This window comes from Streptomyces sp. NPDC048197 (genome assembly GCF_043202395.1).
GTDB lineage: Bacteria > Actinomycetota > Actinomycetes > Streptomycetales > Streptomycetaceae > Streptomyces > Streptomyces siderophoricus.
The window spans coordinates 1-18,201 of record NZ_JBIDAJ010000067.1 but is presented as its reverse complement, the minus strand read 5'-3'; the positions used below and the strand labels follow the sequence as shown (position 1 = coordinate 18,201).

At 71.6% G+C, this 18,201-nt stretch carries 18 protein-coding genes; 4 read left to right on the top strand and 14 right to left on the bottom strand.

Annotation, left to right across the window (positions count from 1 at the left end; all coding sequences use genetic code 11):
• Positions 1-267 precede the first annotated feature (267 nt).
• The 6 genes from ACGF4C_RS38810 to ACGF4C_RS38785 all read right to left on the bottom strand — a co-directional run bounded on the left by ACGF4C_RS38810 (position 268) and on the right by ACGF4C_RS38785 (position 6,678).
• On the bottom strand, positions 268-444 hold the full coding sequence (locus tag ACGF4C_RS38810) for a CsbD family protein (RefSeq protein ID WP_393573300.1): 177 nt from the start codon (positions 442-444) through the stop codon (positions 268-270).
• A gap of 158 nt (positions 445-602) precedes the next feature.
• The gene (gene hemB / locus ACGF4C_RS38805; RefSeq protein ID WP_393573298.1) at positions 603-1,592 is read right to left on the bottom strand and encodes a porphobilinogen synthase; all 990 of its coding nucleotides are present in this window, start codon (positions 1,590-1,592) and stop codon (positions 603-605) included.
• Positions 1,593-1,774: 182 nt separating this feature from the next.
• Positions 1,775-3,424, bottom strand: a complete 1,650-nt coding sequence (locus ACGF4C_RS38800; RefSeq protein WP_393573296.1) for a uroporphyrinogen-III synthase — start codon at positions 3,422-3,424, stop codon at positions 1,775-1,777.
• Positions 3,421-4,449, bottom strand: coding sequence for a hydroxymethylbilane synthase (gene hemC / locus ACGF4C_RS38795; RefSeq protein ID WP_393573294.1), 1,029 nt, complete (start codon positions 4,447-4,449; stop codon positions 3,421-3,423). Before hemC ends, ACGF4C_RS38800 begins: the two co-directional genes overlap by 4 nt.
• Entirely contained in the window at positions 4,446-5,813 is a 1,368-nt protein-coding gene (locus ACGF4C_RS38790; RefSeq protein WP_393573292.1) for a glutamyl-tRNA reductase, read from the bottom strand. The genes hemC and ACGF4C_RS38790 overlap by 4 nt, the downstream gene beginning before the upstream one ends.
• Before the next feature lie 73 nt (positions 5,814-5,886).
• Positions 5,887-6,678, bottom strand: coding sequence for a redox-sensing transcriptional repressor Rex (locus tag ACGF4C_RS38785; RefSeq protein ID WP_030416662.1), 792 nt, complete (start codon positions 6,676-6,678; stop codon positions 5,887-5,889).
• Between the two features lie 354 nt (positions 6,679-7,032).
• Here ACGF4C_RS38785 and ACGF4C_RS38780 point away from each other — a divergent pair, with 354 nt between their 5' ends.
• From ACGF4C_RS38780 to ACGF4C_RS38765, 4 genes are all read left to right on the top strand, one after another.
• Positions 7,033-7,311: a glutaredoxin family protein gene (locus ACGF4C_RS38780; RefSeq protein WP_030804011.1), complete on the top strand. Its 279-nt coding sequence runs from the start codon at positions 7,033-7,035 to the stop codon at positions 7,309-7,311.
• A 160-nt stretch (positions 7,312-7,471) separates the two neighbouring features.
• Positions 7,472-8,422, top strand: a complete 951-nt coding sequence (locus tag ACGF4C_RS38775) for an HAD family hydrolase (RefSeq protein ID WP_393573302.1) — start codon at positions 7,472-7,474, stop codon at positions 8,420-8,422.
• A 330-nt stretch (positions 8,423-8,752) separates the two neighbouring features.
• On the top strand, positions 8,753-9,538 hold the full coding sequence (locus tag ACGF4C_RS38770; protein WP_030416665.1) for an ECF subfamily RNA polymerase sigma factor, BldN family: 786 nt from the start codon (positions 8,753-8,755) through the stop codon (positions 9,536-9,538).
• Between the two features lie 281 nt (positions 9,539-9,819).
• Entirely contained in the window at positions 9,820-11,031 is a 1,212-nt protein-coding gene (locus tag ACGF4C_RS38765; RefSeq protein ID WP_393573288.1) for a DUF5667 domain-containing protein, read from the top strand.
• A gap of 111 nt (positions 11,032-11,142) precedes the next feature.
• Here ACGF4C_RS38765 and ACGF4C_RS38760 read toward each other — a convergent pair whose 3' ends face one another.
• The 8 genes from ACGF4C_RS38760 to ACGF4C_RS38725 all read right to left on the bottom strand — a co-directional run bounded on the left by ACGF4C_RS38760 (position 11,143) and on the right by ACGF4C_RS38725 (position 18,075).
• The gene (locus tag ACGF4C_RS38760; RefSeq protein ID WP_030416667.1) at positions 11,143-12,135 is read right to left on the bottom strand and encodes a lysophospholipid acyltransferase family protein; all 993 of its coding nucleotides are present in this window, start codon (positions 12,133-12,135) and stop codon (positions 11,143-11,145) included.
• A 14-nt stretch (positions 12,136-12,149) separates the two neighbouring features.
• A complete protein-coding gene (locus ACGF4C_RS38755) occupies positions 12,150-13,199 on the bottom strand; it encodes an NAD-dependent epimerase/dehydratase family protein (RefSeq protein ID WP_201810669.1) in 1,050 nt (349 codons plus the stop codon).
• Between the two features lie 200 nt (positions 13,200-13,399).
• Entirely contained in the window at positions 13,400-13,498 is a 99-nt protein-coding gene (locus ACGF4C_RS38750; protein WP_003948845.1) for a 30S ribosomal protein bS22, read from the bottom strand.
• Positions 13,499-13,618: 120 nt separating this feature from the next.
• A complete protein-coding gene (locus tag ACGF4C_RS38745) occupies positions 13,619-13,828 on the bottom strand; it encodes a helix-turn-helix domain-containing protein (protein WP_014144137.1) in 210 nt (69 codons plus the stop codon).
• A 129-nt stretch (positions 13,829-13,957) separates the two neighbouring features.
• The gene (locus ACGF4C_RS38740; RefSeq protein WP_393573285.1) at positions 13,958-14,773 is read right to left on the bottom strand and encodes a phosphatase; all 816 of its coding nucleotides are present in this window, start codon (positions 14,771-14,773) and stop codon (positions 13,958-13,960) included.
• 101 nt (positions 14,774-14,874) lie between these two features.
• Positions 14,875-16,050 carry an acetoin utilization protein AcuC gene (locus ACGF4C_RS38735; RefSeq protein WP_393573283.1) on the bottom strand — a complete coding sequence of 392 codons (1,176 nt, stop codon included), beginning with the start codon at positions 16,048-16,050 and terminating at the stop codon, positions 14,875-14,877.
• Positions 16,019-17,341 (bottom strand): MFS transporter, encoded by a 1,323-nt coding sequence (locus tag ACGF4C_RS38730; RefSeq protein WP_393573281.1) that lies wholly within the window; start codon positions 17,339-17,341, stop codon positions 16,019-16,021. The genes ACGF4C_RS38735 and ACGF4C_RS38730 overlap by 32 nt, the downstream gene beginning before the upstream one ends.
• 86 nt (positions 17,342-17,427) lie before the next feature.
• Positions 17,428-18,075 (bottom strand): HAD family hydrolase, encoded by a 648-nt coding sequence (locus tag ACGF4C_RS38725; RefSeq protein ID WP_393573279.1) that lies wholly within the window; start codon positions 18,073-18,075, stop codon positions 17,428-17,430.
• Positions 18,076-18,201: the final 126 nt, after the last annotated feature.

The window sequence follows — 18,201 nt, the reverse complement described above, 5'->3', positions numbered from 1 at the left end:
GGGTACGTGCCACAACGCGCGCCCCCACTCACCCGCACACTCCCCCCTCACGGGAGGGGACGGGCCGGAGGGGCCGGTTGTGTGGACGTAAAGCGACAGCAGTCCACACAACCGGCCCCGGAGGCTCGTCACCGCACCCACCACAAACCCAGCCCGCCGCAGGCGCAACGGCGAGACGACCCGCGGCGCCGCAGAGAGCTACGTACGGGGGCGCCGCAAAGCGCAACGGCGACCGAGCCCCGCGGCGCCGCAGACAACTGCGTGGGCTCAATGCCGGCGCAGCCGATGCGTCGCCTTCTCCTTCGCGTCCAGGCCGTGCCCGGCCGTCTTCTCGGCCTTGCCTTCGGCCTGCAGCTTGCGGTTGTGGGTCGCCTTGCCGACGACCTCCTTCATGGTGCCGATGACCTGGGCGCCTTTGGCCTTCATGGTGTCCTTGGCAGTCACGGTGACCCGCTCCTCGCTCAGTCGCGGTCTTCGTCAACATCGAGTCCGTGCCCCGCGTACGGCAGTCAAAACCTGACAAGCAAGACAAAGCTCCCGCACCGGAAACCGGGACGGGAGCTTGTTCTCAGGATTCTCAGGGAGCGAAGGCGCCGGGCACCTCACAGCCCCCGCGCGACCTCCGTCGCCCAGTACGTGAGGATCATGTTCGCGCCGGCCCGCTTGATGCCCGTCAGGGTCTCCAGGATCGCCCTGTCGCGGTCGATCCAGCCCTTCTCGGCGGCCGCCTCGACCATCGCGTACTCGCCGGAGATCTGGTACGCGGCCACCGGCACGTCCACCGCGTCGGCGACCTTCGCCAGTACGTCCAGGTAGGGCAGCGCCGGCTTGACCATGACCATGTCGGCGCCCTCGTCCAGGTCGAGCGCCAGCTCGCGCAGCGACTCGCGGAGGTTGCCCGGGTCCTGCTGGTACGTCTTGCGGTCGCCCTTCAGCGACGAGCCCACCGCCTCGCGGAACGGGCCGTAGAACGCCGAGGAGTACTTCGCCGTGTAGGCGAGGATCGACACGTCCTCGTGGCCGGTCTGGTCCAGGGCGTCCCGGATCACTCCGACCTGCCCGTCCATCATGCCGCTGGGACCCACGACGTGGACGCCCGCGTCGGCCTGGACCTGCGCCATCTCGGCGTAGCGCTCCAGCGTCGCGTCGTTGTCGACCCGCCCGGCGGCGTCCAGGACCCCGCAGTGGCCGTGGTCGGTGTACTCGTCCAGGCACAGGTCCGACATGATCACCAGGTCGTCGCCGACCTCGGCGCGGACGTCCCGGATGGCGACCTGCAGGATGCCGTCGGGGTCGGTGCCGGCGGTGCCCGCGGCGTCCTTCTTCTCGTCCAGCGGCACGCCGAACAGCATGATCCCGGCGACCCCCGCCTCCACCGCCTCGACGGCGGCCTTGCGGAGGGTGTCGCGGGTGTGCTGGACGACGCCCGGCATCGCGGAGATCGGCGCCGGCTCACCGATGCCCTCCCGGACGAACGCCGGGAGGATCAAGTCGGCCGGGTGCAGCCGGTACTCGGCGACCATCCGGCGCATCGCCGGGGTGGTGCGCAGCCGCCGCGGCCGCGCACCGGGGAAGCTTCCGTACTTCGTCATGCCCACCACGCTACGCCCGCCCCGCACCCGCCTTTGCCGACGCATCGTCGGCAGCCGCCCGGCGGGCGGGGCGCCCCTCCCGGGCCCCAACGCGCCGCGCCCCGCGCCCGGATCACCGGGCGCGGGGCGCGAAACGCTGTCGGACCGCTGCGGTCCGCCGCCGTAGCGCTGACGTACCGCCGTCAGCTGCGGGCCCGCCGCCGCGAGCCCGGCCTGCGCTCGCTGGGGCGGGTGACCGGGTCGCCGGCCTCGATCGCCGCGTCCCGGCGCGCCGCGCCGAAGTCCGCGAGGGCCTCGGCCAGCTTGTGCACGGACGGCTCCGGCGACATCACGTCGACGCGCAGCCCGTGCTCCTCGGCCGTCTTGGCGGTGGCCGGGCCGATGCAGGCGATCACGGTCACGTTGTGCGGCTTGCCGGCGATGCCGACGAGGTTCCGCACGGTCGACGAGGAGGTGAAGAGCACGGCGTCGAAGCCGCCGCCCTTGATCGCCTCGCGGGTCTCGGCCGGCGGCGGCGAGGCCCGCACGGTCCGGTAGGCGGTGACGTCGTCGACCTCCCAGCCCAGCTCGATCAGGCCGGCCACCAGGGTCTCGGTGGCGATGTCGGCCCGGGGCAGGAAGACCCGGTCGATCGGGTCGAAGACGGGGTCGTACGGCGGCCAGTCCTCCAGCAGACCGGCGGCGGACTGCTCGCCGGACGGAACCAGGTCGGGCTTCACGCCGAAGGCGACCAGCGCCTTGGCGGTCTGCTCGCCCACCGCGGCGACCTTGATGCCCGCGAAGGCCCGGGCGTCGAGCCCGTACTCCTCGAACTTCTCACGGACGGCCTTGACGGCGTTGACCGACGTGAAGGCGATCCACTCGTAGCGGCCGGTGACCAGGCCCTTGACCGCGCGCTCCATCTGCTGCGGGGTGCGCGGCGGTTCGACGGCGATGGTCGGGACCTCGTGCGGCACCGCGCCGTACGAGACGAGCTGGTCGGAGAGCGACGCGGCCTGCTCCTTCGTCCGCGGTACGAGCACCCGCCAGCCGAACAGCGGCTTGGACTCGAACCACGAGAGCCGGTCGCGCTGCGCGGCGGCACTGCGCTCACCGACCACGGCTATGACCGGCTGGCCGCCGTCCGGCGACGGCAGCACCTTGGCGGCCTTGAGCACCTGGGCGACCGACCCGAGGGTGGCTGTCCAGGTGCGCTGGCGGGTGGTGGTGCCGGCGACGGTGACAGTCATCGGGGTGTCGGGCTTGCGGCCCGCGGTGACCAGCTCGCCGGCGGCCGCGGCCACCGCGTCGAGGGTGGTGGAGACGACCGCGGTGGCGTCGCTGGTGCCCAGCTCCGACCAGCAGCGGTCATCGGCGCTGCGGGCGTCGACGAAGCGCACGTCGGTGCCCTCGGCGTCGCGCAGCGGCACACCGGCGTACGCGGGCACGCCGACGGCCGCGGCGATGCCGGGCACGACCTCGAAGACGATGCCCTCGGCGGCGCAGGCCAGCATCTCCTCGGCGACGTTCCCGTCCAGACCGGGGTCGCCGGTGACCGCCCGGACGACCCGCTTGCCCGCCCGGGCGGCCGCCATGACAAGATTGGCGGCGTCCCTAAGGGTGGGGATGTCGGCGGGGATTGACGCCTCGTCAGCTGACGCCTGCAGTGGTGTGTCCACCTGCGCGCGCGTATGTACACGCACGACGTCGAGCACCTGCGGGTCGGCGACCAGTACGTCCGCGGAGGCCAGCGCCTCCACGGCACGCAGCGTCAGCAGACCCGGGTCACCCGGCCCGGCACCCAGGAAGGTGACCTGACCGGAGGCGGAGTGGTTAGGGGCGGTGGGGTTCAAAGTGCTCGCTCCCCCATAAGACCGGCCGCACCCTTGGCGAGCATCTCGGCGGCGAGTTCGCGGCCCAGCTGCTGCGGAACCGACGTCTCGTCGGGAGAGGCGGGTACGTGCCCGGTGGTGGACAGCTGCACCAGCGTGCTGCCGTCGGTCGTGCCGACGACACCGCGCAGGTGCAATTCGGTGAAAGCCTGCTCGTCAGCCTGGGGGCCTCCCCTGCTCGAACGAAGTCGAGAGCTTGGGGAAAGGTCGGCCAGCGCCCCGACGGGTGCGGAACAGCCGGCCTCCAGGGCGGCGAGCAGGGAACGCTCGGCGGTCACGGCGGCCCGGGTGTCCGGGTCGTCGAGCTCGGCGAGCGTGGCGGCGAGGTCCGCATTGGCGGCGGCACACTCGATCGCCAGTGCCCCCTGGCCGGGGGCGGGCAGAACCACGTCGGGCGACAGCAGTTGCGCCGCCTCGTCGATCCGGCCGATGCGGGTGAGGCCGGCCGCGGCCAGCACGACCGCGTCCAGTTCGCCCTTCTCGACGAAACCGATGCGGGTGTCGATGTTCCCGCGTATCGGCACCGTCTCGATGTGCCGGCCCAGCACGCGGGCCCACGCGTTGAGCTGCGCCATCCGCCGGGGGGAGCCGGTGCCGATGCGGGCGACGCGGTCCGGGTCGGCGGTGAGCTCCTCGAAGGTGAGCCGGTCCCGGGCGATCAGCGCGTCACGGGGGTCTTCCCGTACGGGGATCGCGGCCAGGGCGAGCGACTCGGGCTGCGTGGTGGGCAGGTCCTTGAGCGAGTGGACGGCGAAGTCGATGTCCCCGTCGAGCAGCGCGTCGCGCAGTGCGGAGACGAAGACGCCGGTGCCGCCGATCTGCGCGAGGTGCTCGCGGGAGGTGTCGCCGTACGTGGTGATCTCCACCAGTTCGACGGGGCGGCCGGTGAGCTCGCGCACCGCCTCGGCGACCTGCCCGGACTGGGCCATGGCGAGCGCACTGCGGCGGGTGCCCAGCCGCAGTGGTCTGTTGGTGCTGTCTTTCATGCCCGCTCCCGTGCTTCATGACTGCCGCCGCGGGTATCGGCCCGGCTGACGGCGGCGACAGTCTGGGGGTCGAGATCGAAGAGTTCGCGCAGCGCGTCCGCGTACCCGGCGCCGCCGGGTTCGCTGGCGAGCTGCTTGACCCGCACGGTGGGCGCGTGCAGGAGCTTGTCGACGACGCGGCGCACGGTCTGGGTGATCTCGGCGCGCTGCTTGTCGTCCAGGTCGGGGAGGCGGCCGTCGAGCCGGGCGATCTCGCTCGTGACGACGTCCGCGGCCATGGTGCGCAGGGCGACCACGGTGGGGGTGATGTGCGCGGCCCGCTGGGCGGCGCCGAAGGCGGCGACCTCGTCGGAGACGATGCCGCGCACCTTGTCCACGTCGGCCGCCATCGGGGCGTCCGCGGAGGCGTCGGCGAGCGACTCGATGTCGACGAGGTGGGCGCCCTCGATGCGGTGCACCGCGGCGTCGATGTCGCGCGGCATGGCGAGGTCGAGCAGCGCCAGCGGCGCGGTGCGGCCGGCGCGGGCGGCGGCGACCGTCCCGCCCGTGAGGACCAGGCCGGTCGCGCCGGTACAGGACACCACGATGTCGGCGAGCGCGAGCTCGTCCTCGACGCCGGCCATCGCCACCGCGCGGGCGGTCAGGCCGCCTGCCGCGCCGGGCCCGCCGGGTTCGGTGAGGATGGCCACCAGCCGCTCGGCGCGCGCGACGGTGCGGTTGGCGACCGCCAGCTCGCCGATGCCGTTGCGGACGAGGGTGGTGGCGGCCAGCGACGACATCGAGCCGGCGCCGATGACCAGCGCGCGCTTGCCGTGCACCCAGCCCTCGACGTCCCGGCCGGCCGCGAGCTGCTCCAGGCCGAAGGTGACCAGCGACTGGCCGGCCTTGTCGATGCCGGTCTCGCTGTGGGCGCGCTTGCCGACCCGCAGGGCCTGCTGGAAGAGGTCGTTGAGCAGCCGTCCGGCGGTGTGCTGTTCCTGCGCGACGGCCAGCGCGTCCTTGATCTGCCCGAGGATCTGGCCCTCGCCGACGACCATCGAGTCCAGGCCGCAGGCCACCGAGAAGAGGTGGTGGACGGCGCGGTCCTCGTAGTGGACGTAGAGGTAGGGGGTCAGCTCCTCCAGGTCGACGCCGCTGTGGCGGGCCAGGAGGGTGGACAGCTCGGCGACACCGGCGTGGAACTTGTCCACGTCGGCGTAGAGCTCGATGCGGTTGCAGGTGGACAGCACCGAGGACTCGGTGACCGGCTCGGCCGACACCGCGTCCTGCAGCAGCTTGCCGCGCGCCTCAGGGTCGAGCGCGGCCCGCTCCAGCACGCTCACCGGCGCACTGCGGTGGCTCAGTCCCACGACGAGAAGACTCATGCTCGCACCTCGCTTCGCGAGGCACAGCCTTCGCCTGTGACGCACCTTTCCATGATTCGCTCGCTGCGCTCGCTCATGCCGGCATCACGGCGGGCACGTCCCCGTCAGGTCCCTTGCGGTCGGCCGCGGCGGCGGCTTCGGCCGCGGCCGCGACGGCGGCGGCACGGCCGGAGGTGGCCGGGGCACCGCCCTCGGGGGTTTCCTCGCCGGCCTTGCGCTGCTCGTGGAAGGCGAGGATCTGCAGTTCTATCGACAGGTCGACCTTGCGGACGTCGACCCCGTCGGGGACGGTCAGCACGGTCGGGGCAAAGTTGAGGATCGAGGTGACGCCGGCCGCGACGAGGCGGTCGCAGACCTGCTGGGCGGCGCCGGCCGGCGTGGCGATCACGCCGATCGAGACGCCGTTGCTCTCGATGATGTGCTCCAGCTCGTCGGTGTGCTGGACCGCGATGCCGGCGACCGGCTTGCCGGCCATGGCCGGGTCCGCGTCGATCAGCGCGGCGACGCGGAAGCCGCGGGAGGCGAAGCCGCCGTAGTTGGCGAGGGCGGCGCCGAGGTTACCGATACCGACGATGACGACCGGCCAGTCCTGGGTCAGGCCCAGCTCGCGCGAGATCTGGTAGACGAGGTACTCCACGTCGTAGCCCACGCCGCGGGTCCCGTAGGAGCCGAGGTAGGAGAAGTCCTTGCGGAGCTTGGCGGAGTTGACCCCCGCCGCGGCCGCGAGTTCCTCGGACGAGACCGTGGGCACCGAGCGCTCGGAGAGCGCGGTCAGTGCGCGCAGATACAACGGAAGCCGGGCGACGGTGGCCTCGGGGATGCCTCGGCTTCGGGTCGCCGGTCGGTGAGTTCGGCCAGTTGCCACGGTGCTCCTGCGGGTAGAGCGGGGCTGCGGGCGACCGTATGGAACCCGACCGCCCTGTCTACTGCAGGCTATGTCTTTGTGAACGCGTGCACAAAGATGGTGTCCGCTTTGTCCGGCCAAAGTGATGGGGGTCACGCGCCGTTTCCGGCCCTCCGTGGAACCAACTCCCACGTCACACCGTTCACTCGCGCCGCCCGCACACCACGGCAGCACCGACGGGGACACGCGCGTGCACTCCTTGTCGCTATCCCCCCGGAAACCTACAAATCGTCCATCGATGGTAAGCGACCCCGGCCCGCCCGGCGCCCGTCCCGCCGCCCCCTCGCTTCCCCGCCGACCCGGCACAATGGCTCCATGGCCCCCTTGTTCAGCCGCAGCCCCCGCAAGCGCCCCGCCGACCGGCTGGTCACCCTCGTCGGCAAGCCCGGCTGCCACCTCTGCGACGACGCCCAAGCGGTGATCGAGAAGGTCTGCGCCGAGACCGGAGCGTCCTGGGAGAAGAAGGACATCACCGAGGACGCCGAACTGCACCGCAAGTACTGGGAGCAGATTCCGGTCGTCCTGATCGACGGCGCCCAGCACGACTTCTGGCGCGTCGACCCGCAGCGGCTGCGGACGGCCCTGGGCGCCTGAGCCGTCCCGGGGCGGCCGGGCCCGCCCGCGAGTCGGCCGTAATGCGACCGTCGGCGGCTCCCGGCCCACCGGACACGCGCCCGTAACCGGAAGCACCGAACAAACTGGCTACGCTAGCGCCATGGCCGCCCGCCCCTCGCCCGCTCGCCGATCCGGCTGGATGCCCTCCGGGGCCCTCTTCGACCTGGGCTGGATCCCCCGCCGCCGACGCCCCGCCACCGCCCGCAGCGTGCTGGCCGGCGAGGCCGCCGCCGAGGCCGCCCGGAAGACCTCGCAGGAGGCCGAGGAGGCGCAGGCCGTCGAGGAGGCCCCGGCCGAACCGGAGTTCCCGGTCGTCGGGGACACCGCGGCCGCCGCCTTCTTCGACCTCGACAACACCGTGATGCAGGGCGCCGCGCTGTTCCACTTCGGCCGCGGCCTGTACAAGCGGCACTTCTTCCACAAGCGCGACCTCGCCCGTTTCGCATGGCAGCAGATCTACTTCCGGCTGGCCGGCTCGGAGAACCCCGAGCACATGGCGGACGTCCGCAACAGCGCGCTGTCCATCGTCCAGGGCCACCGCGTCTCCGAGCTGATGTCCATCGGCGAGGAGATCTACGACGAGTACATGGCCGAACGGGTCTGGCCGGGCACCCGCGCCCTGGCCCAGGCGCACCTCGACGCCGGCCAGAAGGTCTGGCTGGTGACCGCCGCCCCGGTGGAGACCGCGACGATCATCGCCCGCCGGCTGGGCCTGACCGGAGCGCTGGGCACCGTCGCCGAGTCCGTGGGCGGGATCTACACGGGCAAGCTGGTCGGCGAACCGCTGCACGGCCCGGCCAAGGCCGAAGCGGTCCGCGCGCTGGCCGCCGCCGAGGGCCTGGACCTGTCGCACTGCGCCGCCTACAGCGACTCCGCCAACGACATCCCGATGCTGTCGCTGGTCGGTCACCCGTACGCCATCAACCCGGACAGCCGACTGCGCAAGCACGCCCGGGCACACGGATGGCGGCTGCGCGATTACCGCACCGGCCGCAAGGCGGCCAAGATCGGCATCCCCGCGGCGGCCGGAGTGGGCGCCCTCGCGGGCGGCGCCGCGGCCGCGGTCGCGCTCCAGCGCCGCCGCCGCTGACCAGGACTGATCGCCCGTCGGCGCGGCGGGCCATCCACACTCCCTACCCCCACGGGCTCCCGGTCAGTCCCCTCGCCGCGGGACAACCACAACACGCCTTCCAACCAGGCAGATTGCGTTCCCTTCCGATCAATAGTTGCTCAGTATTCGATACTTGATCTGCCACCAACCCGTCACAGACCGTAAGTAATCGATGATTTGAGCAACTGGGTGTAGCGCTGCCTGTGCGAAGCGTTATTCTCCTCAGACGCAATCCGGAACCCACACGTCCCTACGACGAGTGAACGGTCCCGCACTGCACGTGATGGAAGCTCTGCCTCTGGGAGTCCCGTGTACCCACACGTCGGGGTTGACGCCTCGGGCCTGGCTACGCTGCGTACGACACTCGTCGACCACCTGCGCAGTTTCGTCCCCACCGCGTACGCCGTCCCCGCATTCGCCTCAGCCGTCCCCGCCGCCGGACCCTGCTACGCCCTGGCCGACGGGAGCGCTGCGGTCGGCAAGGCCGCCGGCAGAACCCGCCGCGCCGGCGCCGGCACGACCACCGCCCGGCGCCCCGCCGACAGCGACAGCCGTCGCATGATGGACCTCGTCGAACGCGCCCAGGCCGGCGAGGCCGAGGCCTTCGGCCGCCTCTACGACCAGTACGCCGACACCGTCTACCGCTACATCTACTACCGCGTCGGCGGCCGCGCCACGGCCGAGGACCTCACCAGTGAGACGTTCCTGCGCGCCCTGCGCCGCATCGGCACCTTCACCTGGCAGGGCCGTGATTTCGGCGCCTGGCTGGTGACCATCGCCCGTAACCTCGTCGCCGACCACTTCAAGTCCTCGCGCTTCCGCCTGGAAGTCACCACCGGGGAGATGCTCGACGCCAACGAGGTCGAGCGCAGCCCCGAGGAGTCGGTCCTCGAGTCCCTCTCCAACGCCGCCCTCCTGGAGGCGGTACGCAAGCTCAACCCCCAACAGCAGGAATGCGTCACGCTGCGGTTCCTGCAGGGCCTCTCGGTCGCCGAGACCGCCCGCGTCATGGGCAAGAACGAGGGCGCCATCAAGACCCTCCAGTACCGCGCCGTCCGCACCCTCGCGCGCCTCCTCCCCGAAGACGCCCGCTGACCCACCCCCCCCCTCGTTCCGTGCTTCTCCGCCCCTTCGCGCGCCGCGCCACGCTCACGCCTGGTGACCGGCCGTGCCCGGTCGGTCAGATCATCGTGAGTGCGTAACCCGAGTGCCGCGCCGCTCGTTGTGCGGAGTGCAGGCTCCATGCGGTCACGCCGTGCCCGCTGCCTCTCACTCGATCGAGTGGCCGCGGACATCGGTGTGCAACCGTCCGGCCCGTCTGGATAGTCAAAGCCAGTCCGGGGAGTCGAGCGGGATGATGAGAGGAGGTGCCGCCCGTGATCGCGAATGTCTCGGTGCACCGGCGGGCCAACGCCTTCGCCCAGACCCTGGAGGAGCAGGTCCTCAAGGGCACGGCGGCCGAGGAACAGGTCGACAATCCGGCACAGGCGCCGGGCGAGGCACGGCTGTTGGCGGTCGCCGACGGTCTCGGGAGGCTTCCACGGCCGGAGATGGCCGCCGAGGTCAAGACGGTCCAGCGCGCCCAGCTCCTCGCCGCGATGGAGTCCGCCTTCGCCGAAGGCACTCCGTCCGAGGGTGCCAGGGTGCCCGAGCAGCGCGAACACAAGGGCGCGCACCGCGCCGACAAATCGATCGGCCGGCTGCGGCCGCGCTCCCGGCTCTCCAAAGGACTGGCGGCCGGCGGGCTGACCGTCGGCGTCGCGGCCGGAGCCTTCACCGGGGTCGCCGCCGCCAGCTCCGACGCCCTCCCCGGTGACGGCCTCTACGGCCTCAAGCGGGGCATGGAGGACCTCAAGCTCGACATGGCCGACGACGACTCCGACCGCGGCCGGCTCTACCTCGACCAGGCGTCCACCCGCATGTTCGAGGCGCGCCGCCTGATGGAGCGGGCCCGGGCCACCGACCTCGACCACGAGTCGCTCGGCGAGGTCCGCCGCGCCCTGTCCGGGGTGAAACACGACGCGGGCGAGGGCCACCGCCTGCTGCACGCGGCCTACGAACGGGACGGCTCGCTCGGCCCCATCCAGGCGCTGAACTCCTTCACCCGGTCCCACCGCGGCACGTGGTCACAGCTGCGCGACAAGCTCCCGGTGCAGCTCATGGACGTCCGCGACCAGGTCAGCTCGGTCTTCGACGCCATAGACCAAGAGGTCGGTCCGCTCCGTTCGCTGCTGCCGCAGGCCCCGGACGGCAAGAGCCACCCGCGCAACACCCCGGCCTCCGCGGGCACCGGCTCCGGCTCCGACGGCCGCCCGGCCCCCTCCGGCCACGGCTCCGCCGCCACGGGCCACTCCGCGGGCCGGCACGCCCCGCGTCCGTCGGCCTCCCCGTCCCAGGAGGACGGTCTGCTCGGCGGCAACACGGGCGGTCTGCTCGACCCGCAGGAGAAGTCCGGCAGCCCGTCCCCGCACGACGCCGGCCACGGCACGGGAGGCCACCCCGGCGGCCACCCCGACGTCACCCTGCCCCCGCTGCTCCCGGGCCTGCTGCCCGGCCTGGGCATCGACGGCCAGGACCTCCCGAAATAACGCCCCGCCGCGCCCGGTGCGGCGGCGTTCGATGCTCTCCACACGACGAGCCGCCGCACCACGGCACCGTCGGAAGAACACCGAACGCTGCCGCACCAGCAGCTTGGGGGCTTAGAAGAACACCGACCGCCGCTGCACCAGCAGCTTGTAGAGGGTGTGCTGAATCGTTTCGCGCACCTGGTCGGTGAGGTTGAACATCAGCATCGGGTCGTCCGCCGCCTCCGGCGGATAGCCGTCGGTCGGGATCGGCTCGCCGAACTGGATCGTCCACTTCGTCGGCAGCGGTACCGCGCCCAGCGGGCCCAGCCACGGGAACGTCGGAGTGATCGGGAAGTACGGCAGCCCCAGCACCCGCGCCAGGGTCTTGGCGTTCCCGATCATCGGGTAGATCTCCTCGGCGCCCACGATCGAGCACGGCACGATCGGCACCCCGGCCTTCAGCGCCGTCGACACGAATCCGCCCCGCCCGAAGCGCTGCAGCTTGTAGCGGTCCGCGAAGGGCTTGCCGATGCCCTTGAAGCCCTCCGGCATCACCCCGACGATCTCGCCGCGCTCCAGCAGCCGCTGGGCGTCCTCCGCACAGGCGAGGGTGTGCCCGGCCTTGCGCGCCAGCTCGTTTATCACCGGCAGCACGAACACCAAATCCGCCGCCAGCAGCCGTAGATGACGCTGCGCCGGGTGGTTGTCGTGCACCGCGACCTGCAGCATCAGGCCGTCCAGCGGCAGCGTCCCGGAGTGGTTCGCGACGACCAGCGCCCCGCCGTCCGCCGGGATGTTCTCGATGCCCTTGACCTCGACCCGGAAGTACTTCTCGGCGAAGGGCCGCAGCAGCGACATCAGGACCTGGTCGGTCAGTTCCTCGTCGTAGCCGAAATCGTCGACCTCGTAGTCGCCGGTGATCCGGCGGCGCAGGAACGCCAGGCCGCCCGCGATCCGCTCGTCCAGGGAGCGCGGCCGGGGCTGCGGGGGTGCCGCCGGCGGGTGCTCGGTCCGGGCCTCCGGTACGGGCGCCAGCGCGGCACCGCGCCCGCCGCGCCCGGCCCGCCGGGCCTTCCGGCGCGCACGGGGCTCCTCACCGAAGGGAATGACCTTGGCGTCCGCCATGGTGGGTGACCTCCTCACTGGGCCGGGGTCCGGCGTGCGGTGAGCACGCCGGCGAGCCGGTCGACGGTGCGGGCGAGGGACTCGGGCGGCAGCAGCCCGGGTCCGCGGCTGCGGGCGAATTCCGCGAAGGCCTCCGCCGTCGTGTACTTGGGGTGGAATCCCAGTGTCTCGCGCATCTGCGTCGTCTCGACGACCCTGCCGTGCGTGAGCAGCCGGATCTGTTCCGGCGAGAAGTCCGTGATGCCGACGGACCGCAGCGCGGTACCGGCCCAGGTCACCGTCGGCAGGAAGAGCGGCAGGGTGGGCCGGCCGAGCCGCCGGGAGGTCTGCGAGAGCAGCAGGACGCCGTCGCCGGCGATGTTGAAGGTGCCGCTGTTGAGCGTGCCCCGGCGCGGCGCGGCGGCGGCGATCCGCAGCACGTCGAGGGCGTCGTCCTCATGGACGAACTGCAGCCGCGGGTCGTAACCGAGGACGGTGGGCAGGACGGGCAGCGAGAAGTACTCGGCGAGCGGGGAATCCGCGCACGGCCCGAGGATGTTGGCGAACCGCAGGATGCAGACGGCCACGTCCGGCCGGCGCCGCGCGAAGCCGCGGACGTACCCTTCGACCTCGACGATGTCCTTGGCGAAGCCTCCGCTGGGCAGCGACTTCGGGGTGGTGGTCTCGGTGAAGACGGCCGGGTCGCGGGGCGCCGAGCCGTAGACGCTGGTGCTGGACTTGATGACCACGCGCTCGACGTTCGGGGCCTTCTGGCAGGCGCCCAGCAGCTGCATCGTCCCGATGACGTTGGTTTCCTTCACCGAGGTGCGGCCGCCGCGCTTGCCCAACGGCGTCCCGTTGATGTCCATATGGACCACGGTGTCGACGCCGGTTTCGGCCAGGACCCGGGCGATCGCCGGGTGCCGGATGTCGGCCCTGAGGAATTCGGCGCCGCCCAGATGGTGCTCGGGAGCCACCGCGTCGACCCCGATCACCCGGTCGACGTCCGGCTCGCGCCGGATCCGGCGGACGAATCTGCCGCCCAGCTGCCGTGCGACTCCCGTGACGAGCACGACCTTGCCCAAGATCAGCCCTACCTTCCCGCCGCGACCTGCGCGTAGCCCAGCTGTGCGGTCAACGCTATCGGGTCGGTGTTGCGCAGTGATGACCACGGGATGCCCACGACGACATTTCCGTCCCACCACCGTCCATACGGCCCACAACGCGCCGCAGCCCCCGACCGCACCACGGCGATGGGGGGCTGCGAAATCGCGATCAGCGTCGCTTACTTCTTGTTACGACGCTGAACACGGGTGCGCTTGAGCAGCTTGCGGTGCTTCTTCTTGGCCATCCGCTTGCGCCGCTTCTTGATAACAGAGCCCACGACTACCCTCGCTCACTTCGAATCACTCGGTGCGGGGCGTCCGAGCCCACACTACCTACATCGGGCCAGCCTACCCGGCGCCGGGCGAACGGCGTAATCCGAGGGTCGGCGAGGTGTCCGTCAGGCCGATTCCACCCCCACGTAGGACTCCCGGAGGTAGTCGTGAACGGCCTGCTCCGGCACCCGGAATGACCTCCCCACCCGAATCGCGGGCAGATGACCGCTGTGCACCAAGCGGTACACGGTCATCTTGGACACTCGCATCACCGTGGCAACTTCCGCCACCGTAAGGAACACGACCTCGTTCAGAGGCCTCTGGTCAGCAGCCATGAACACACCTGCACCTTCCGCATAAGACGGTCACCGGCTTCCCCTCCGGTGACTCTTCGTCGCTATGCGCTCACTCCCCAGATTAGGGGCGGGTGATGCGAGTGGGGAAGAGGAGCAGCGAACAGCCGCCTAATATGACAGACCGACACGTTCCAGGACATATCTCATGAGCGGCCGGTAGGACGCGGCCGGGACGGCATCGTCGAGCGGCACCACCTCCGAGAGCCGCCCCTCGGCCTGTCCGACGAACGGAGCCGGGTCGTCCGAATCCGCCAGCGCGATCGCCTCAATGCCCAGCTGACCTGCCCCGCAGGCCCATCCGTGGTCCCCGATCACCAGCCCCGGAAGCGGCCCTCCGGCGTCCGCGGCGGCCGCCAGAACGGTCCGTACCGGCAGCGGCGAATGGGTGTGTACGCCCCCCGCCCCGGACGCGCCCCGCACGCCGGTCTCTCGCAACATCGCGACTCCCCGTACGTAGCCCAGGGCCCGGGTGCGTACGCCGAACCGGGTCGCTATGTCGACACGGACGCCATACGCCGGGGTGAGGACGGGGCAGCCCGCCGCCGAGAGGGCGTCTGCGAGGCCGGCGTAGAACTCCAGTAACGCCTGCGGGTGCCCGGTGCCGAGCAGCACCGGCTCCGCACGGCCCGCGGCGACGCCGATCCGGTCGGCGAACCGGTCGAGCGCCGCGATCGTACGATCCGGATCGATCACGTCCGGGCCGGAAATGTGCGCGGGATCGACCGAAACGCCGCACTTCTGTCCCATCAGTCGCAGGAGTGCGCTGAGCGGCCACTCCCGCTCGGGGTCCAGCCCCAGCAGCACCCGGGGATCGCGCGCCGCGAAGAGCCGGTAGCGCCCCAGACTCTGCTCCCGGGTCGTCGCGATCGTCCCCGCCAGCCGCGCCCCGACCAGATGCGCCCGCAGCTCCCCGGTGGCCAACACGCCGCCCATGCTCACCCGTTGGCCGGCCGGTCGATGCCCCAACCGACGGGTAGTCACACATCCGGGCGCATCCGGCCGCCACCCCGTTCCGTCGGCCTCCGCTACGGCAGCAGACCGTGCGCCGGGAACACCGCCCGCCGGGTGGCCAGCACCGCCTGGTCCAGCCGGTCGGCCGGGTCGTAACCGCCGTCGAGGAAATCCCGCCACTGCGGCGTCCGGCCGTCCGTCATCCGCTGCGGCGCCAACTGGCGCGTCCGCCGGAACACTTCGTGCCGCCAGGACTCCGGCACCACGGTGGTCGGCTCGATCGGCCGCCCGGCCGCGATCGCCGTCAGATGCGTCCAGCTGCGCGGCACCACGTCCACCACCGCATAGCCGCCGCCCCCGAGCGCGACCCACCGGCCGTCCGCATGCTCGTGCGCCAGCGAGTGACAGGACTCGGCCACCGCCCGCTGGGCGTCCAGGCTCACCGCGAGGTGCGCCAGCGGGTCCTCGAAGTGCGTGTCGGCGCCGTGCTGCGTCACCAGCACCTGCGGCCGGAACGCACCCAGCAGCTCCGGCACTACGGCGTGGAAGGCCCGCAGCCAGCCCTCGTCCCCGGTCCCGGCGGGCAGCGCCACGTTCACCGCGCTGCCGGCCGCGCCCTCCCCGCCGGTCTCCTCTGGCCAGCCGGTCTGCGGGAACAGCGTCCGCGGATGCTCGTGCAGCGAGATCGTCAGGACCCGCGGATCGTCCCAGAAGGCCGCCTGCACACCATCACCGTGGTGAACGTCCACATCGACGTACGCGATCCGCTCGGCACCCAGCTCCAGCAGCCGGGCGATCGCCAGCGACGCGTCGTTGTAGATGCAGAATCCGGACGCGCCGCCCGGCATCCCGTGGTGCAGCCCGCCGGCGAAGTTCACGGCGTGCGCCGCGTCACCGCGCCAGACCGCCTCCGCGGCCCCGACCGACTGCCCGGCGATCAGCGCGGACACCTCGTGCATCCCCGCGAACGCCGGATCGTCGGCCGTCCCCAGCCCGTACGAGAGGTCCGCGGCGGCCGGATCCGCCGACGCCCGGCGGACCGCCTCGATGTAGTCCTGGCGGTGCACCAGCCGCAGCGTGGAGTCCCCGGCCGGCTTGGCCGCGACCACTTCCAACGGCCCGCGGTCCAGCTCGAACGCCTCGACCAGACGCATGGTCAGCGCGAGCCTGACCGGGTCCATCGGGTGCCCGGGCCCGAAGTTGTAGCCCGTTACTGCCTCATCCCACATCAGCTGTGCGCGGCCGCTCATGCCTGTCACCGTATCCGGCCCGCGGCGCACCGAACGAGCGGGCATACACGAGCGTCACCAGCACCAGCGCCATCGGCACCAGCATCGCCCCCCGATAACTCCAGGCGTCGCCCAGCGCCCCCACCAACGGAGAACCGATCAGAAAGCCCACGTAATTGAAGATGTTCAGCCGCGCGACGGCCATGTCCGAAGCCCCGGCACCCTGGCTGTCGTACGCGTACCGCCCGGCCGCCGCGAACGTCTGCGGCACGATCACACACAGCCCCAGCCCCAGCAGCGTGAACCCCGCCATCCCCGCCCAGGCCCCCGGCGCCGCGGCCACCACCGCGAAGCCGCCCGCCGCCACCACGGTCCCGCACCGCACCACCGCCACCGCACCGAACCGCCGCACCCCCAGGTCCCCCACCGCCCGCCCGAGCAGCGTGGTGACCATGTAGACGTTGTACGGCACCGTGGCGAGCTGCTCGGAGCTCCCCAGGACGTCCTGCAGATACTTGGCGCTCCAGTTGGACACCGTCGAGTCGCCTATATAGGCGAACGCCATCACCAGACACAACGGCAACAGCAGCCGCATCGCGACGGGAGTCACGGCCGCGGCAGAGACTGCGGGAGCTACGGAGGCGGAGGGGGCGTCGGGGGCGCCTGGGGTGCCAGGGGTACCGGGGGCGGCCTCCGCAGGCTGCCCGGGCTCTGGCCTTCCCGGCCCGGCCACGTCCCGCTGGTCCACGAACCATCGGCCCACCACCACCGCCAACGGCACCAGCACCGCCACCACCGGCCCGTACAGCAGCCCCAGCGACAGCTTCCAGTGCGCCCCCGCCCAGGCCAGCGACGCCCCCACGATGCCGCCCAGGCTGTACGCGGCGTGGAAGCCGAGCATGATGCTCCGCCCGTACGCGCGCTGCAGGCTCACCCCGAGCATGTTCATCGAGGCGTCCAGCGCCCCTACCGCCAGCCCGAACGCCGCCAGTGCCACGGCCACCTGCGCCATCGACCCGACCGACCCGACGGCCAGCAACGCCAGGCACACCACCGGCTGTACGCACCGCAGCACCCGGCTCGGCCGCACCCGCTTCACCAGCTGCTCGGTGACGATGCTGCCGACGCCGGCCAGCACCGGCACCGCCGCCAGGAACACCGGCAGCAGCCCGTCCGAAATCCCGTACCGGTCCTGAATCGCCGGGATACGTGTCACGAGGAGGGCGAAGACCGCACCCTGGACGAAGAAGCTGAGGGCGAGCGAAACCCGGCCGTGCCGCAGCTGCGCTCCCGGTGCCAGAGGGGCCGTCATGGCCGCTCAGCGTAGAACTCCCGGCTACCGCTGGGTAGATGGATCACACCAGCAATTCCGACCTATGTCCGGCGGGTGAGGCCGCGTCACAGCAGATCCGGCAGCTCCGCCATCCCGCCGAACAGCGCGGTCGCTCCGGCCTCCACCAGCTTCGCCGCCGGCGTCATCGCCGTGTACCCATAGACGTCCATCCCCGCAGCAACCGCCGCCCGCACCCCCAGCGGACTGTCCTCAATCACCGCACACCGCTCGGGCGCCACACCCATCTCCCGCGCCGCGTGCAGAAAGAGATCCGGCGCCGGCTTCCCCCGCCCCACGTCCTGCGAGGAGAAAACCCGCTCCGGCCCGAACCACCGGTCCAGCCCCGTCGCCCGGTGCCCCACCCGGATCCGCGCATGGCTCCCGGACGAACCGACGCAGTACGGAATGCCGTCCGCGGCCAGCTTCTCCAAGACGTCCGTCACCCCCGGCACCGGCCGCAGCTCCCGCTCGAAAGCCGCGAAGACCCGCCCGTGAAAAACCTCGTCGAAGTCCTCCGGCAGCCGCCGCCCGGTCCGCTCCAGGACGAGGTCGTGAATACGGTGCATCGCCGACCCCATGTAGTCGCGTATCGATTCCTCGTACGACGTGGGGTGCCCGAGCTCGGTGAGATAGCCGGCCAGGATGGTGTTGGACAGGGGCTCGCTGTCGACGAGGACGCCGTCGTTGTCGAAGATGACCAGGTCATAGCGCATACCCCTGACCCTAAACGCAAAAAAGCCTCGTCCCGAGCTGAATTACTTCAACTCGGGACGAGGCTATTTCAAAATTTGTTCGGCGGCGTCCTACTCTCCCACAGGGTCCCCCCTGCAGTACCATCG

What these genes read in the sequence shown, in the direction of transcription:
- ACGF4C_RS38760 (WP_030416667.1), bottom strand. Translation starts at nt 12,135, where the DNA reads ATGGCGGACGCCAAGGTCATTCCCTTCGGTGAGGAGCCCCGTGCGCGC.
- ACGF4C_RS38790 (WP_393573292.1), bottom strand. Translation starts at nt 5,813, where the DNA reads ATGAGTCTTCTCGTCGTGGGACTGAGCCACCGCAGTGCGCCGGTGAGC.
- ACGF4C_RS38775 (WP_393573302.1), top strand. Translation starts at nt 7,472, where the DNA reads ATGCCCTCCGGGGCCCTCTTCGACCTGGGCTGGATCCCCCGCCGCCGA.
- hemB (WP_393573298.1), bottom strand. Translation starts at nt 1,592, where the DNA reads ATGACGAAGTACGGAAGCTTCCCCGGTGCGCGGCCGCGGCGGCTGCGC.
- ACGF4C_RS38730 (WP_393573281.1), bottom strand. Translation starts at nt 17,341, where the DNA reads ATGACGGCCCCTCTGGCACCGGGAGCGCAGCTGCGGCACGGCCGGGTT.
- ACGF4C_RS38725 (WP_393573279.1), bottom strand. Translation starts at nt 18,075, where the DNA reads ATGCGCTATGACCTGGTCATCTTCGACAACGACGGCGTCCTCGTCGAC.
- ACGF4C_RS38735 (WP_393573283.1), bottom strand. Translation starts at nt 16,050, where the DNA reads ATGAGCGGCCGCGCACAGCTGATGTGGGATGAGGCAGTAACGGGCTAC.
- hemC (WP_393573294.1), bottom strand. Translation starts at nt 4,449, where the DNA reads ATGAAAGACAGCACCAACAGACCACTGCGGCTGGGCACCCGCCGCAGT.
- ACGF4C_RS38745 (WP_014144137.1), bottom strand. Translation starts at nt 13,828, where the DNA reads ATGGCTGCTGACCAGAGGCCTCTGAACGAGGTCGTGTTCCTTACGGTG.
- ACGF4C_RS38780 (WP_030804011.1), top strand. Translation starts at nt 7,033, where the DNA reads ATGGCCCCCTTGTTCAGCCGCAGCCCCCGCAAGCGCCCCGCCGACCGG.